Source organism: Streptomyces sp. NPDC020597 (assembly GCF_044335095.1).
Lineage (GTDB): Bacteria > Actinomycetota > Actinomycetes > Streptomycetales > Streptomycetaceae > Streptomyces.
In genome coordinates this window covers 12,764-28,338 of sequence record NZ_JBIRUL010000030.1, presented here as the reverse complement: position 1 = coordinate 28,338, position 15,575 = coordinate 12,764, and the positions used below count along the sequence as shown (strand labels likewise).

Sequence of the window (15,575 nt, the reverse complement as noted above, 5' to 3'; positions counted from 1 at the left end):
GCAGTGAGGGCGGACCCGAGCCGGAGTCCAGAACGGACGCGCTGTGGAGTGGGGGACCCGGGCCGGGGTCAAGAGAAGACAAAGAAATCGTTAGTACGCCGAAGCATCGGAATAGTTGCCCGTGCATACAGGTTCAGCTCCCATGTAATCACCGAACCACCGCCCGGAGGCACCCCCTCATGACGCACACGACCACCGACCGGCCCACCCGCGAGACGAGCGGAGCCGTGGTCCCGGTCCTCGCCTTCGCCGGCATCGTGGTCGCGGTGATGCAGACCCTGCTCGTCCCGGTCATCAAGGACCTGCCCCAGCTGCTCGGCACCTCGCCCGGCAACGCCACCTGGGTCCTGACCTCGACCCTGCTCTCCGGCGCCGTGGCCACCCCGATCATGGGCCGCCTCGGCGACCTGTACGGCAAGCGCCGCCTGCTCATCGCCAGCCTCGCCGTCATGGTCGTCGGCGCCCTGGTCAGCGCGCTCACCAGCGACCTGATCACCATGATCGCGGGCCGCACCCTCCAGGGCTTCGCCATGGGCGCGATCCCGCTCGGCATCGGTCTGATGCGGGACATGCTGCCGCGCGAGAAGCTCGGCTCGGCGATGGCCCTCATGAGCTCCTCGATCGGCGTCGGCGGCGGCCTCGCCCTGCCGCTCGCGGCCCTGGTCGCCCAGCACGCCGATTGGCACGCCCTCTTCTACGGCGCCGCCGCCCTCGGCGCGCTCGCCATCGCCCTCACCCTCCTCGTCGTCCCCGAGTCCCCGGCGCGCGCGGAAGGCACCTTCGACGTCCTCGGCGCGATCGGCCTCTCCGCCGGCCTCGTGCTGTTCCTGCTGCCCATCACCAAGGGCAGCGACTGGGGCTGGACCTCCGGAGCCACCCTCGGCCTGTTCGCCGCGGCGGCCGTCGTCCTCGTCCTGTGGGGCGTCATGGAACTGCGGGTGAAGGCGCCGCTGGTGGACCTGCGCACCACGGCCCGCCCGGCCGTCCTCTTCACCAACCTGGTCTCGATCATGGTCGGCGTCTCGTTCTACGTCGTCTCCCTGGTCCTGCCGCAGCTGCTCCAGCTGCCGAAGGCCACCGGCTACGGTCTCGGTCAGTCGATGGTCGTCGCCGGCCTGCTCGTCGCCCCGCTCGGCCTGACGATGATGGTCACCGCGCCCGTCTACGCCCGGCTGTCCGCCAAGTACGGCCCCAAGGTCACCCTGATCCTCGGCATGCTGATCATCGCGATCGGCTACGGCGCCGGCCTCGGCCTGATGAGCGCCGCCTGGCAGAGCCTCGTCATCGCGGTCGTCCTCGGCGCGGGCATCGGCCTCGCCTACTCCTCGCTGCCCGCGCTGATCGTCGGCGCGGTCCCGGCCTCCGAGACCGGCGCGGCCAACGGCCTCAACACCCTCATGCGGTCCATCGGTACGTCGGTGTCGAGCGCCGTCATCGGCATGGTGCTGGCCAACACCGCGAACGACGTCGGCGGCGTCGCCGTGCCCACCATGCACGGCTTCCGCGTCTCCTTCCTGATCGCCACCGCCGCCGTCGCCGTCGGCCTGGTCCTCGCCCTGTTCCTGCCCCGGCAGCAGCGCCCGTCGGACGCCCCGCAGCTGCGCGCCAGCAGCGAGGAGGACGCCGTGGCGGCGCGCGCCGAGCAGGCCCTGCGGGGCTTCCGCGGCCGCGTGCTGGACGCCCACGGCGCCCCCGTCGCCCGCGCCCGGGTCACCCTCATCGACCGCGGCGGCCGCCAGGCCGGAGCGACCCTCTCCGAGCCGGACGGCAGCTACGCCCTCGCCGTCCCGGCCCAGGGGCCCTACGTCCTCGCCGCGAAGGCCGTGGGCCACGGCCCCCTGGCGAGCTCCGCGACCCACGCGGGCGACGCCCGCCCGGTCGACCTGGACCTGTCCCTCCCGGGTGAGACCGTCAAGGCCTGACCGCTCCGCCCCCGGGCGCCGGCGCCTCGGCACGTACCTTCCGCACCCCCTGTCGCCGGCCGGCAGGGGGTGCGGCCGTGGAGCCCCGCCGCGTGCCCGGAAGACGCGGCCACGGAAGCGGTTCCCGGCGTTTTGGCACCCCTGCCGTCGGCGTCGCCCGGGGGTGGGGCAGCATGGGCGCGCTCAGTCGTACGTCCGTCGGAAGGACCCCCATGCCCGCGGTGCCCCAGCCCGAGATCCTGGCCGCGTTCGAGGCGGCGAAGGGGTTCATGCCGCTCGACGAGGGGCTCGCGCTGTACGCGGCCGCCGTCGAGGCGGGGACCCTCGGGATGCCGCTGCTGGAGATCGGCACCTACTGCGGCCGCTCCGCGATCCTGCTCGCGGACGCGGCCCGCCGGGCCGGGGTCAGCGCCCTCACCCTCGACCACCACCGGGGCAGCGAGGAGCAGCAGCCCGGCTGGGAGTACCACGACCCCGAGACCGTCGACCCCGAGATCGGCCTCATGGACACGCTGCCCGCCTTCCGCCGCACCCTGCACCGGGCCGGTCTGGAGGAGCACGTCGTCGCTCTCGTCGGACGGTCGCCGCAGATCGCGGCGTTCTGGAACACCCCTCTCGGCCTGGTCTTCGTCGACGGCGGTCACACCGACGAGCACGCCGCCTCCGACTACGAGGGCTGGGCGCCGCACGTCGCGGAGGGCGGGCTCCTCGTCATCCACGACGTCTTCCCCGACCCGGTCGACGAGTTCACCGGCCAGGCCCCCTACCGCGTCTACCTGCGCGCCCTGGCGTCCGGGGCCTTCACGGAGGTCTCGGACACCGGCTCGCTGCGGGTGCTGCGACGGACCGGCACGGGGATCTGAGGACCGTCACGGGGCGGGGGAGGGCGGAGGGGGCGGACTGAGCCGTGGCGCGGGGTTCGAGGGCCTGACGTGGGCGCCGTGTCCGGGACGAGGCCGGCCCGCTAGGCAGGGCCGGTCGCCAGTGGGGCCGGCCCATCCGGGGAGGGCCGGCCGCCGGGAGGCGGGCCCGCCCGCGCAGGGCCGGGTCGCGCAGAGTCGGCCGCGGAGGGCCGGGCCGCGGAGGGCGGCCGGGTCGCCAAGGTGCGTCCCGGAAGCGCCTGTCGGAAGCAGCGTCGTCGGCCCGGAGGCGGACGGGCTCTGCCGACCGCTCTACAGCCACCCCTGTTGCCGGGCCTCGCGCATGGCCTCCATGCGGTTGCGGGCGCCCGTCTTGCCGATGGCGGAGGACAGGTAGTTGCGGACCGTGGACTCCGACAGGTGCAGCCTGGCGGCGATGTCGGCGACCGTCGCACCGTCGACGGAGGCGTTCAGGACGTCCCGCTCGCGGGCGGTGAGCGGGTTCGGGCCGGCGCCCAGCGCGGCCGCGGCGAGCGCCGGGTCCACGACCGTCTCGCCTGCCAGCACCCGGCGGATCGCCGCCGCCAGCTCCTCCACCGGGCCGTCCTTCACCAGGAACCCGGCGGCGCCCGCCTCCATGGCGCGGCGCAGATAGCCGGGCCGGCCGAACGTGGTCAGGATCAGCACCCGGCAGTCGGGCGTCTGCTCGCGCAGCTCGGCGGCGGCGTCCAGGCCGCTGATGCCGGGCAGCTCGATGTCGAGGAGCGCGACGTCCGGGCGGTGGAGCAGGGCCGACTCCACGATCCGGTCGCCCGCGCCGACCTGCGCGACCACCTCGATGTCGGCCTCAAGACCCAGCAGCAGCGCCAGCGCACCGCGCATCATCTGCTGGTCCTCGGCGAGCAGCACCCGGATGCACTTGGCGGGGCGTCGGTCGCGGGGCATCTCGTTCACGGGCCCACCAGGCATCTCGGTCACGGCCCAAGATTAGGGCCGCCGACCACGGACCGCGCCTCGTGCGGGGGTTCCGGCGCCACGCGGGACCGGGCAGCCTCCGCGCCCTCCCCGGACACCGTCCCCGCGCCCTCCCCGGACACCGTCCCCGCCGCGCCCGCGCCCCCGCCGCCGTCCGCACCGGACGGGAAGGAGGAGTGCGCCGGGGAGTCGGAGCGCGCCCGGAAGTCGGCGTTCGCCGGGGAGTCGGCGTTCGCCCGGGAGCCCATGTCCGGCCGGGAGCCCGTGTCCGCCCTGGTGTCCGCCGGCAGCTCCGCCGTGACCCGGAAGCCGCCGCCCGGCGCCCGGTCCGCCGTCAGAGAGCCGCCCGCCGACGCCAGACGCTCGCGCAGACCGGTCAGCCCGGTGCCGCCGCGAGCGCAGCAGTCCTCCACGCCCTCGTCCTCGCCCAGGCCGACCCCGTCGTCCGTCACCGTCAGCCGCACCCGGTCCGCCCCGCCGGCCACCGTGATCGCACACCGGGTGGCCCCGCTGTGCCGGACGACGTTGGTGACCGCCTCGCGCACCACCCAGCCCAGCAGAGCGGCGGTCTGCGGCTCCAGCGGCGGGCCGGAACGGTTCACCGTCGGTTCGACGCCCGCCGCCGTCAGGGCCGAGCGGGCCCGCTCCAGCTCGGTGGCCAGGCTGCCCTCGCGGTAGCCGGTGACCGCCTCGCGGATCTCGGTCAGCGCCTGACGGCCGACCGCCTCGATGTCCGTGACCTGGGAGAGAGCCGCGTCCATGTCGAGTGGCGCCAGCCGTCTCGCCGCCTCCGACTTCACCACGATCACGGAGAGGGTGTGGCCGAGCAGATCGTGCAGGTCACGGGAGAAGCGCAGCCGCTCCTCCTCCACCGCCCGCCGGGCCAGTTCCTCGCGGGCGGCGCGCAGCTCCCGCACCGCCTCGGAGAGGGAGAGGATCGCGGCCGTGACCATCGTCGAGATCCAGGTGGCGTAGGCGATGGTCAGAGCGCTGCCCCAGCTGTCGTGGACGACGGAGACCGCACCAGCCAGGACGGCCGCGGCGGTGCCCAGCCCGCGCAGCCGGGGTCCGCGCAGGACCGCGCCCGTCGCGAGGCCCAGCAGCGGGAAGAACAGGAGCCAGTTCCCGCCGTAGCCGAGGGCGAGGGCACAGGTCACGAGGGCCAGCAGGACCAGCGCCACCCGTGTGGACACCGCGTCGCGGGTCACCTTCGCGAAGGCGCGGAAAGCGACGTAGATGTAGAGCGAGTTGAACGTCAGCAGCCCGAGGCCGCCGATCCACGGATTGGGCGTCTCGCCCTGGAAGAGATGGGAGAGCGCGCCCATCCCCATGAGCAGCCAGGGCAGCAGGGAGAAGCCGTTGGCCGGCGGACCGGGGTCCTCGGGGACCGGGACCCGCCCGGACTTGCCGGCGGCCTTCAGCTCGGCCCTGCGGCGGTTCTTGTCCTCCTTCCAGCGCTGTTGCCGCTCGCGTCCCGTCCGCAGTTCCGAGCGCCAGGCCGCCGTCCGGCAGCCGAGTGCGCTCCGCCACTGCGCCGGTGATCTCCTCATGGTGGTGTCCCCCGGTTCGTCGTTTCCGTGGGCCGCCCGTCATGCCGGGGCGGCGTGTCTCCGACGTTACGTTTCCGGGGCCGTCCGCGGCAGAGCCGGATGTACGGACCCGTGCGGGACAAATGTCATCGGCCGCAGCGCCCGACATCGGTATCTGACATGCCGTCAGGTGTCTTCACAACTCCGGAGGCCTGGGCTATACAGGGGGTCGCCGCGCTGGAACGCGTTCTAGATCTGCTCGCTCGGGCGGGTTCCGCGGCCCCGTGACGACCTCGGTGCGGCCGATCGGTGCGGACGGCCGTGCCGAGGTCTCCGAACGACGCGATCGAACCAGCCGATCCAGTGATCCAGTGATCCAATCGAACCAGCCGATCCGATCGATCAGGACCGATCCGACACGATCCGATTGCGATCCCATGCGATCCGTTGGTCGCGACGGATCCGAAACGATCAGGAGCTCCATGCCCATCGACGCAGCCAAGGCGCTCGCCGCCGAACCCCGGACCGGCGAGATCACCTGGGACCGCCGGGACGTCCAGCTGTACCACCTAGGCATCGGCGCGGGCATCCCGGCGACCGACGCCGACGAACTGCGCTACACGCTGGAGTCCCGGCTGCACGTCCTGCCGAGCTTCGCCACCGTCGCGGGCTCCGGCTCACCCGGCGTGATCAGCTCGCTGTCCATGCCCGGCATCGAGGTCGACCTCGCCCGGGTCCTGCACGGCGGCCAGCGCCTGGAGATCCACCGGGCCATCCCGGCCGAGGGCCGGGCCACCGCCACCGGACGCATCGCCGGCGTGTACGACAAGGGCAGCGCCGCCGTCCTCGTCATGCGCACCGAGGTCGCCGACGCCGACGGGCCCCTGTGGACCAACGACGCCCAGATCTTCGTCCGCGGCGAAGGCGGCTGGGGCGGGGACCGCGGCCCGTCCGCCCGGCTCGAGCCGCCCGCCGGCGAACCCGACAGGACGCTCGAGCGGGCCCTGCGCGAGGACCAGGCGCTCCTCTACCGCCTCTCCGGCGACTACAACCCGCTGCACGCCGACCCGGAGTTCGCGAAGCTCGCCGGGTTCGACCGGCCCATCCTGCACGGCCTGTGCACCTACGGAGTCACGCTCAAGGCGATCGTCGACACCCTGCTCGACGGCGACGTCGGCCGGGTCCGCTCCTACGCCACGCGGTTCGCCGGAGTGGTGTACCCCGGCGAGACCCTGCGCATCCGGATGTGGCGCGGCGCGGGCGAGGTGCGGGCGGCCGTGAGCGCGGTCGAGCGCGACGACGCGGCGGTCCTCGCCGACACCGTCGTCCAGCACTCCTGAACCACCCGTCCCACATCACGGGGACCGCCGTCAGAACACCGCTCGTCAGAACACCGCCCGTCAGAACACCGCCCGTCAGGGGTCCGAGGGGAGCCGCACCAATGCGCGCAGCCGTACTGCACGAGATCGGCCAGGACAAGCTGGAGGTCCACGACGACGTCGAGGCCGTGGGCTTCGGACCCGGGCGGGTCAGGATCCGGGTACGGGCCACCGGGCTGTGCCACTCGGACCTCTCCGCGATGGGCGGGGTACTGCCCCAGCCCGCGCCCTTCGTGCCCGGCCACGAGGGCGCGGGCGAGGTTCTCGAGGTCGGAGAGGGCGTCACCCGGGTGAAGCCCGGCGACCGGGTGGTGGTCTGCTGGCTGCCGGCCTGCGGGGCCTGCCCCGCCTGCAAACGCGGCCAGACCGAGCTGTGCCTGGCCGGCTTCATGAACGCGGGTACCCCCAACTTCCGCCGCCCGGGCGGCGACGTGTTCGGCTTCGCAGGCACCGGGACCTTCGCCGAGGAGGTCGTGGTCGACGCCGGCTGCGCCGTCCCGATCCCCGACGACGTTCCCTTCGACATCGCCGCCCTCATCGGCTGCGGGGTGACCACGGGACTGGGCGCCGCCCTCAACACGGCCGACGTGGAAGCCGGTTCGTCGGTCGCCGTCATCGGCTGCGGAGGCGTCGGCGTCTCCGCGATCCAGGGCGCGCGGCTCAAGGGCGCCGCCGAGATCGTCGCCGTCGACCCGGTCGCCTCGCGCCGGGAGGCCGCCCTGCGGTTCGGCGCCACGAAGGCCGTCTCACCGGACGAGCTGCCCACGACCAAGCAACTGGTCACCGGAGGGGAGGGGTTCGACTACGTCTTCGAGGTCGTCGGCCGCTCCGCCACCGCCCGCACCGCGTACGAGAACACCCGGCGCGGCGGCACCCTCGTCGTCGTCGGCGCGGGCGCCCTGGACGACTACCTCCAGCTCAACATGTTCGAGCTGTTCTTCGACGAGAAGCGGATCCTGCCCTCGATGTACGGCGGCGGAGACGTCCTGCGCTCCTACGAGCGGACGATCGCCCTGTGGCGGGCCGGCCGCATCGACCTCGAGGGCCTGATCACCCACCGTGTGGCGCTCTCCGAGATCAACGAGGCGCTGGACCAGATGCGCACCGGTGCGGCACTCCGTACGTGCATAGAGATCTGAGAGGCGGCCGCCCCGATGTCACTGCCACTGCCCCTCGAAGGGCTGACCGCGATCGTCACGGGCGCCGGGCGCGGGCTCGGGCGCGCCGAGGCGCTGGAACTGGCCCGGCTGGGCGCGGCCGTCGTCGTCAACGACTACGGACAGCCCGGCCGTGACGGGTCCGGCGAGGCGTCGGCAGGGCCCGCGGAGGAGGTCGCGGCGGAGATCCGGGCCGCGGGCGGCGCCGCGCTCGCCCACACCGGGGACGTGTCCGACTTCCGGCAGGCCCGCGAGCTCGTCGGCGCGGCGATCACGGAGTTCGGCACGCTGGACGTCGTCGTCAACAACGCGGGCATCCTGCGCGACCGCATGGTCTTCTCCATGGCGGAGGAGGAGTGGGACTCGGTGATCCGGGTCCACCTCAAGGGCCACTTCAACACCACCCGCTTCGCCGCCGCACACTGGCGCGAGCGGTCCAAGGCGGCGGGCGCGCCGGTCTACGGGCGGATCGTGAACACCTCGTCGGAGGCGTTCCTCGCCGGCTCCGCGGGACAGCCCAACTACGCGGCGGCAAAGGGCGGGATCGTCGGCCTGACGACCTCCACCGCCCTCGCGCTCGCCAAGTACGGCGTGACCGCCAACGCCATCTGCCCCCGCGCCCGCACCCGGATGACGGCGGACGTCTTCGCCGGGTTCGAGCAGCCGGCCGACGGCCTCGACCCGCTCGCACCGGAGCATGTCGCCCCGCTCGTCGGCTACTTGGCGGCGCCGGCCGCCGCGCGGATCAACGGGCAGCTGTTCGTCGTGCACGGGGGCATCGTCGCGGTCGTCGAACGGCCCCGGGTGGCGGCGAAGTTCGACACCAAGCAGGACGCGTTCAGCTTCGACGAGCTGGACGCCGTCCTCGGCGGGTACTACGCGGACCGGCCGGACGGCGAGACGTTCGCGGCGGCCGAGGTGCTGGGCCTGCGACGCGATTAGCCCTCCGCGTCGACGTGGTGTCCTGCCGAGGCGCCGCCCGCGTCGAGTGGTCGTCCATGTCGAGTGGTCGTCCATGTCGAGTGGTGTCCACCTCGAGAAGCGGTGGGCGCGAGCTTGGGAGGGGACGCGGGCACGACATGCGTAGGGGCCCGGCCGTCCATGGACGGCCGGGCCCCTACGGCGTACTGTCAGGCAGCCGCTTCGGCCGTGTCGTCGGCCCCGTTCCCCGTCGGCCTGCGATGCCGGCCGTGAGGAGCCGAATCGGCCTCGTGTGCCGAGACCGGGCCCCGGTGGCGGCCGTGTCCGGTCGTCTCCTGGCGGTCGGCGGACGGTGCCTGCATGGTGCTTGTGTCGCTCATCGGAAGAATTCACCCCGTCAACATGATCTTTCTTTACAGCCGGGCGATTTTATCCGGCACACCGCGGGGCGAATCCAGGCGGCCACGCCAACCGCCGCTACTTCGTTACAAGTCGGCCGAGCGGGGCCTGTTGCAGGGGCACGGGACGGGCGGCGGCGGGCGGCGCCGGCTCCGACGCGCTTCGGGCGCCCCCGGCTTCGCCGGACGGCATGGCCTCGTACGGAGACGTCCAGCAGGGGATCGCGTCGGGCGATGTCCCGTCGAGCGGTGTCCAGTCGGAGCGCGTCCCGTCCGAGCGAGTCCAGTCGCAATGCGTCCAGTCGGTCGTGGTGTGTCGTGGTGCTTCTTCGGGCCGGCGGAGGGCGCTGGGCGTGCCGTCGTCTGCGCCCGCGGTCGCGGCTGGGGCCCAGTCCGCGGGCGAGCCCACGGCCGGAGCCGTGAGGGGCGCCACCCCGCAGGGTTCCGCCGCGGTGGCGTACGGCAGCCGCAGCACGCCGTCGGGCGTCCACAGCCCACTGCCCGTCAGCCAGCCCTCGGGAGCGGCCAGTTGATGCAGCCGGCGTTCCGTGGGACGCCAGACGCCCACCCAGGCGCCGAAGGGACCGTCGATGCGCAGCGCCACCGCGCACGCCTCCGGCAGAAGGGCCTGACCCGGCTGGATGGCGAAGGGCGTCAGCGCGAGGCCGGGCAGCCGCAGGGACTCCGGGAAGCGGACCGGCAGTGTGCTGCCGACGACGCCCCAGCCCAGCCGGGCTTCTCCCGGCGAAGGGGCGTCCGAGCTGATCAGCAGCAGTCCGCTGTCCGGGTCGGCGAGCAGCAGACGGTCGTCGCTGTCCGCGGAGATCTGCAGCAGCGGCGACACCTCGCCGCCGCGCTCCAGGTCCACCACGACGGCCTTGGTCCGCCCGCCGACCTCACGGTCCAGCGCGAGCATGCGGCCGGTGCGGTCCAGCCACACGCCGCCGGAGCACCGGCCGGGGATCTCGGCGACGTGCTCGGGGCCGAAGGCGCCGCCCGCGACCAGCCACACGGCCGTCGTCCAGGGGCCGACGGCGAGGGCGTACGCGCGCTCGCCGCAGGGGGCCGGCGGGAGCAGGCGCAGCTCCACGCCGTCGTCCGGGCACTCGACGGCGCCCAGCGGCAGCTCGCCGGTGCCGGGTCCCGTCGGGTAGAGCAGGGAGAAAGCGTGCCGTCCGTCGGTCGGCCGCCGGATCAGGACCCGGCCGTCGGCCATCGGCTGGACCTCGGTGCCGGGCTCCTCGGGCTGGTTGCCGGGCAGCGGCACGGCGTACGGCTCGGGGCCGTCCAGGGTCCAGCGCTCGGGGAACCACGAGTCGCCGTCCCGGGCGAGGCGCGCGCCGTAGGCGCCGTTCGCCGTCAGCACACAGGACGCGGGGAGCGCTGGGGACGCGGCGCCGCGACCGACGACCGGTGCCGTCCTGCACGTCCAGGACTGCGCGGGCTGGGTGGACTGCATGGGGTGCGTGGGCTGTGCGTGGCCCGTGGGCTGTGTGTGGTGCGTGGGCTGTGTGTGGTGCGTGGGCTGTGCGAGCTTGGTCGGCCATGCGGGACGCGTGGGGTGCACGTGCTGCGTGTGCGTCGTCCCGGCGGTGGCGCGGCGCTCCGCGAGCGCCGGCGTTGCCGTGAGGTCCGAAGCCTCCAGAAGATCCTGGTTCTCCGTGAGATCCAGGGACCCCATGCAGGGCGTGGACTCCATGAGGGGCGGGGACGCCATCAGGGGCGGGGACGCCATGAGGCCCGGGGCCTTCAGGTAGTCCGGAGCCCCCATGAGCGTCAGGAGCGCCGGAGACTCGAGGCGGGCGGGTCCCTCTCCGGCCTCGGGCTCCCCTCCGTCCACGGGCCTCCGCCCGTCGTTCTGCTGCCTCCGTCCGTCGTCCTGCGGACTCCGCCCGTCCTCCGGAATCTGCCAGTCTCCCGGGTCCGCCCCCTCTCCTGGGTCGGCCCCCTCTCCCGGGTTCGCCCCCTCTCCTGGGTCGGCCCCGTCTTCCGGGTCCTCCCGGTCCTCCCCGTCCGCCGCGGTGGGCTCGATCGCACAGGCCGGCATCGTCATCGTTCCGCCACCTCCGGCGACGAAGCTAGTTTTCGCACGCACGGGCGTGGGACCCACGGGCGGCCTTCTTCCCTCGTAAGAGTGGTGCAGAAGCGATTCGCCTGAGGGTCGCGGAAGGCGTGTGCATGCCGAGGCGGCGGTATCTCCCCGCAGAACGGCCAGGTAGCCTTTCGTTCGTGCCCCGTCTGTCTGAAGTCATCGCCGCGCTGGACGAACTGTGGCCCTCCGAGCGGGCCGAGTCCTGGGACGCGGTCGGCACCGTCGTGGGCGATCCCGACCAGGAGGTCTCCCGGGTCCTCTTCGCCGTCGATCCCGTCCAGGAGATCGTCGACGAGGCCGTGAAGCTCGGCGCCGACCTGCTCGTCACCCACCACCCTCTGTATCTGCGCGGGACGACCACCGTCGCGGCCTCCACGTTCAAGGGCCGCGTCGTGCACACCCTCATCAAGAACGACATCGCCCTGCACGTCGCGCACACCAACGCCGACAGCGCCGATCCCGGCGTGAGCGACGCCCTCGCCGGCGCGCTCGGCCTGCGCGTCACGGGACCCCTCGTGCCCGATCGCGGCGACCCCGAGGGCCGGCGCGGTCTCGGCCGCCTCTGCGAGCTCGACCACCCGCTCACCGTCCGCGAACTCGCCGCCCGCGCCGCGGAACGGCTGCCCGCCACCGCGCAGGGCATCCGGGTGGCGGGCGACCCGGACGCGCTCGTGCGGACCGTCGCCGTCAGCGGCGGCTCCGGAGACAGCCTCTTCGAGCAGGTCAGGGCCGCCGGCGTGGACGCCTTCCTCACCGCGGACCTGCGCCACCACCCCGTCTCCGAGGCCCGCGCCCACAGTCCTCTCGCGCTGCTCGACGCGGCGCACTGGGCCACCGAGTGGCCCTGGTGCGAGCTGGCCGCCGCCCAGCTCGACGAGATCTCCGACCGGCGGGGATGGGACCTGCGAGTCCACGTCTCCCGCACGGTCACCGACCCCTGGACCGCCCACGCGGCGTCCACCGCCACCTCTAGCTCAATGGGAGCCCCCAACTGAACGCCGCGCCCGCCGACCAGATCCGACTCCTCGACGTCCAGGGCCTCGACGTCCGTCTGCAGCAGCTCGCACACAAGCGCAGGTCCCTGCCCGAGCACGCCGAGATCGAGTCGCTGACCAAGGACCTCACCCAGCTGCGCGACCTCCTCGTGGCCGCCCAGACCGAGGAGAGCGACACCGCCCGCGAGCAGACCAAGGCCGAGCAGGACGTCGACCAGGTGCGCCAGCGCGCCACCCGTGACCAGCAGCGACTGGACTCCGGCGCCGTCACCTCCCCGAAGGACCTCGAGAACCTGCAGAGGGAGATCGTCTCCCTCGCCAAGCGACAGGGCGACCTCGAGGACGTCGTCCTGGAGGTCATGGAGCGCCGCGAGAGCGCCCAGGAGCGGGTCGCCGAGCTGACCGAGCGGGTCGGCTCCGTGCAGGGCAGGATCGACGACGCCACCGCGCGCCGGAACGCCTCCTTCGAGGAGCTCGACGGCGAGGCCGCCACCGTCACCAAGGAGCGCGAGGTCGTCGCCGCGTCCCTGCCGGCCGACCTGCTCAAGCTCTACGACAAGCTGCGGGAGCAGCAGGGCGGCATCGGTGCGGCCAGGCTCCACCAGCGCACCTGCCAGGGCTGCCGCCAGGAGCTGGCCATCACCGACATCAACGAGATCCGCTCGGCCGCGCCCGACACGGTCGTCCGGTGCGAGAACTGCCGCCGCATCCTCGTGCGCACGTCCGAGTCGGGGCTGTAGCAGGTAAGGGGCCTTCATCGTGCGGGAGTTCATCGTCGAGGCCGACGGAGGGTCGCGGGGCAACCCGGGGCCCGCGGGCTACGGCAGCGTGGTGATCGACGCGGCGACGGGGGAGACGCTGGCCGAGCGCGCCGAGTACATCGGCGTCGCCACCAACAACGTCGCCGAGTACCGGGGGCTGGTGGCCGGCCTGCGGGCCGCCCGTGAACTCGACCCGTCGGCGAGGGTGCGCGTCCGCATGGACTCCAGGCTCGTCGTCGAGCAGATGTCGGGCCGCTGGAAGATCAAGCACCCCGACATGAAGCCGCTCGCGGCGGAGGCGGCCCGGGTGCTCCCACCTGGGCAGGTCACCTACGAGTGGATTCCACGCGAGCAGAACAAGCACGCCGACCGGCTGGCCAACGAGGCGATGGACGCGGGCAAGCGGGGCGAGCAGTGGGACGAGGGCGCGTCCCGCGCCGCGCTCGACGCACGCCGCTCCGCCGCCGACCCGGCCGTCCCCGAGCCGTCGGGCCCACCCGGTGACGCAGTCGCGGGCGCGGCGAAGGCCCGCGAGGCCCTGGCCCGTGCGCCTCGGTCCCGCGCGACGACGGAAAGAGTCGCGGAAGGGACTGCGGCTGCGGCTGCGGCTGTGGACGCGGCGGCGGACGCGGCGCTGCGCGGCGCTGGAGCGGAAAAAGTTGCGGAAGGCGCTGCGCGAGGCGTTGCGGGCCCGGCCGCGGGAAACCGCGTGGAACCGGTTACGGAAGGCCGTTCTGCAGCCGCTGGGGAAGCGAGTTCGCAAGCGGTTACGGAACGCCCTTCTGCAGCCGTCGGGGAAACAGGTTCGGAAGCGGTTGCGCACAGCGGTTCCGGAGCCGCTGAGAAAGCGGGCTCGGAAGCGGTTGCGGAAGGCCGAGCGACCACCGCGCCGGGAACTCGTGCGGAACCCGTTGCGGAAGATGTGCGGAGAACCTTTGCGGAAGCCGTTTCGGAGCCCCGCGCCAAGACCGGCGACGACGTGCGGGCCGCCCGCACGGTCGCTCGGTCTACAGCCGAAGCCACAGCCGAAGCCGCAGGCGCAGCCTCCGCCGCCGGGCCCACCGCCGCCCCGACCCCGACCGTCGGCTGGGGCGCCGCTCCCGACCTCGGGGCACCCGCGACCTTCGTGCTGCTGCGGCACGGTGAAACGCCGCTCACGCCGCAGAAGAGGTTCTCCGGCAGCGGGGGCACCGATCCCTCGCTCTCGGACGTCGGCAGGGGGCAGGCCGAGCGGGTCGCCGCCGCGCTCGCCCGGCGCGGCACGATTCAGCACATCCTCGCCTCCCCGCTGGCCCGCACCCGTGAGACCGCCGGCATCGTGGCCGCCCGCCTCGGCCTGGAGGTCACCGTCGAGGACGGGCTGATCGAGACGGACTTCGGCGCCTGGGAGGGGCTGACCTTCGGCGAGGTCCGCGAGCGCCACCCGGACGACCTGAACGCCTGGCTCGCCGACCCGGAGGCCGAGCCGACCGGTGGCGGCGAGAGCTTCGCGGCCACCGCCGTGCGGATCGCCGCCGCCCGCGACCGGCTGGTCGCCGCGTACGCGGGCCGCACGGTCCTGCTGGTCACCCATGTGACCCCGATCAAGACCCTCGTGCGGCTCGCCCTGGGCGCACCGCCGGAGTCCCTCTTCCGCATGGAACTGTCGGCGGCCTCGCTGTCTGCCGTGGCCTACTACGCGGACGGGAACGCGAGCGTCCGGCTCTTCAACGACACGTCCCACCTGAGGCCCTGAGCGCGGACGCGGTCCCGGGTTCGGACGTGGTCCTTTGCGCGGACGCGGTCCCGGGTTCGGACGTGGTCCGCAGCGCGGACGCGGTCCGGGCGAGTTCCTCGATCCTCCGCCAGTCCCGGGCCGCGACCGCGTCGGCCGGAACCATCCAACTCCCGCCCACGCAGCCGACGTTGGGCAGCGCCAGGTATTCGGCCGCGTTCGTCGGGCCGATGCCGCCCGTCGGGCAGAAACGAGCCTGCGGGAGCGGTCCGGCGAGTGAGCGCAGGTAGGCCGTGCCGCCCGCCGCCTGAGCCGGGAAGAACTTCATCTCCCGCACACCCCGCTCGAGCAGTGCCACGACCTCAGACGTCGTCGACACCCCGGGCAGGAAGGGCAGCCCTGACGCCAGCATCGCCGTCAGCAGGGCGTCCGTCCAGCCGGGGCTCACCAAAAACCGGGCCCCGGCCGCCGCGCACGCCGTCACCTGCTCCGGCGTGATCACCGTGCCCGCCCCGACGACGGCCTCCGGGACCGCCCCGGAGATCTCCCTGATCGCTTCGAGCGCGGCCGGCGTCCGCAAGGTCACCTCGATGGCGGGCAGCCCGCCGGCCACCAGCGCCCGGGCCAGCGGTACCGCGTCGGCGGCGTCCTCGAGCACCACGACGGGAACGACGGGGGCGGGGGCCAGATCCAGTACCGAGGCGGCCGCGGCAGAGGGCGCAGGTGAGGTCATGCGCCTCATCCTGCTCGCGCTCTGCAGCATGCGCAAAGGGCATTGCGCATGCTGCAACGCGCGACCGTAGGGTGAGTAGGACCCCCGTGCTCAGTGGACCTCGCCGGACCTCAGCGGACCTCGGCCAACCTTGCCGGAC

12 protein-coding genes are annotated in these 15,575 nt (G+C 73.5%); 8 read left to right on the top strand and 4 right to left on the bottom strand.

Translation table 11 applies throughout. The features are described from left to right. The first annotated feature begins 179 nt into the window (after nt 1–179). Together ACH4ZA_RS33570 and ACH4ZA_RS33565 are read left to right on the top strand one after the other, a co-directional pair. The gene (locus ACH4ZA_RS33570; RefSeq protein WP_319279511.1) at nt 180–1,922 is read left to right on the top strand and encodes an MFS transporter; all 1,743 of its coding nucleotides are present in this window, start codon (nt 180–182) and stop codon (nt 1,920–1,922) included. A 212-nt stretch (nt 1,923–2,134) separates the two neighbouring features. Continuing rightward, on the top strand, nt 2,135–2,785 hold the full coding sequence (locus ACH4ZA_RS33565) for a class I SAM-dependent methyltransferase (protein ID WP_319279512.1): 651 nt from the start codon (nt 2,135–2,137) through the stop codon (nt 2,783–2,785). 309 nt (nt 2,786–3,094) lie between these two features. Here the strand turns inward: ACH4ZA_RS33565 and ACH4ZA_RS33560 are convergent, their stop codons facing one another. Together ACH4ZA_RS33560 and ACH4ZA_RS33555 are read right to left on the bottom strand one after the other, a co-directional pair. Continuing rightward, nucleotides 3,095–3,727: a response regulator transcription factor gene (locus tag ACH4ZA_RS33560; RefSeq protein WP_319279528.1), complete on the bottom strand. Its 633-nt coding sequence runs from the start codon at nt 3,725–3,727 to the stop codon at nt 3,095–3,097. 29 nt (nt 3,728–3,756) lie between these two features. After that, nucleotides 3,757–5,307, bottom strand: a complete 1,551-nt coding sequence (locus tag ACH4ZA_RS33555; RefSeq protein ID WP_398433032.1) for a sensor histidine kinase — start codon at nt 5,305–5,307, stop codon at nt 3,757–3,759. Nucleotides 5,308–5,768: 461 nt separating this feature from the next. Here ACH4ZA_RS33555 and ACH4ZA_RS33550 point away from each other — a divergent pair, with 461 nt between their 5' ends. The 3 genes from ACH4ZA_RS33550 (at nt 5,769) to ACH4ZA_RS33540 (ending at nt 8,764) form a co-directional block, all read left to right on the top strand. Further along, nucleotides 5,769–6,626 (top strand): MaoC/PaaZ C-terminal domain-containing protein, encoded by an 858-nt coding sequence (locus ACH4ZA_RS33550; protein WP_398433031.1) that lies wholly within the window; start codon nt 5,769–5,771, stop codon nt 6,624–6,626. A 101-nt stretch (nt 6,627–6,727) separates the two neighbouring features. Continuing rightward, entirely contained in the window at nt 6,728–7,804 is a 1,077-nt protein-coding gene (locus tag ACH4ZA_RS33545) for a Zn-dependent alcohol dehydrogenase (RefSeq protein ID WP_319279516.1), read from the top strand. A 15-nt stretch (nt 7,805–7,819) separates the two neighbouring features. After that, nucleotides 7,820–8,764, top strand: a complete 945-nt coding sequence (locus tag ACH4ZA_RS33540) for a 3-oxoacyl-ACP reductase (protein WP_398433030.1) — start codon at nt 7,820–7,822, stop codon at nt 8,762–8,764. Nucleotides 8,765–9,220: 456 nt separating this feature from the next. Here ACH4ZA_RS33540 and ACH4ZA_RS33535 read toward each other — a convergent pair whose 3' ends face one another. Next, on the bottom strand, nt 9,221–10,600 hold the full coding sequence (locus tag ACH4ZA_RS33535) for a hypothetical protein (RefSeq protein ID WP_398433062.1): 1,380 nt from the start codon (nt 10,598–10,600) through the stop codon (nt 9,221–9,223). 770 nt (nt 10,601–11,370) lie between these two features. Here ACH4ZA_RS33535 and ACH4ZA_RS33530 point away from each other — a divergent pair. Genes ACH4ZA_RS33530 through ACH4ZA_RS33520 form a run of 3 tightly spaced genes read left to right on the top strand, consistent with a single transcriptional unit; the run spans nt 11,371 to nt 14,724 of the window. Continuing rightward, nucleotides 11,371–12,228: a Nif3-like dinuclear metal center hexameric protein gene (locus tag ACH4ZA_RS33530; RefSeq protein ID WP_398433029.1), complete on the top strand. Its 858-nt coding sequence runs from the start codon at nt 11,371–11,373 to the stop codon at nt 12,226–12,228. Continuing rightward, nucleotides 12,225–12,968: a zinc ribbon domain-containing protein gene (locus ACH4ZA_RS33525; protein WP_398433061.1), complete on the top strand. Its 744-nt coding sequence runs from the start codon at nt 12,225–12,227 to the stop codon at nt 12,966–12,968. Before ACH4ZA_RS33530 ends, ACH4ZA_RS33525 begins: the two co-directional genes overlap by 4 nt. A gap of 19 nt (nt 12,969–12,987) precedes the next feature. Next, the gene (locus ACH4ZA_RS33520) at nt 12,988–14,724 is read left to right on the top strand and encodes a bifunctional RNase H/acid phosphatase (protein ID WP_398433028.1); all 1,737 of its coding nucleotides are present in this window, start codon (nt 12,988–12,990) and stop codon (nt 14,722–14,724) included. Here the strand turns inward: ACH4ZA_RS33520 and eda are convergent. Next, a complete protein-coding gene (gene eda / locus ACH4ZA_RS33515; RefSeq protein WP_398433027.1) occupies nt 14,696–15,436 on the bottom strand; it encodes a bifunctional 4-hydroxy-2-oxoglutarate aldolase/2-dehydro-3-deoxy-phosphogluconate aldolase in 741 nt (246 codons plus the stop codon). The two genes, ACH4ZA_RS33520 and eda, sit on opposite strands and share 29 nt — an antisense overlap. Between the last annotated feature and the right edge of the window lie 139 nt (nt 15,437–15,575).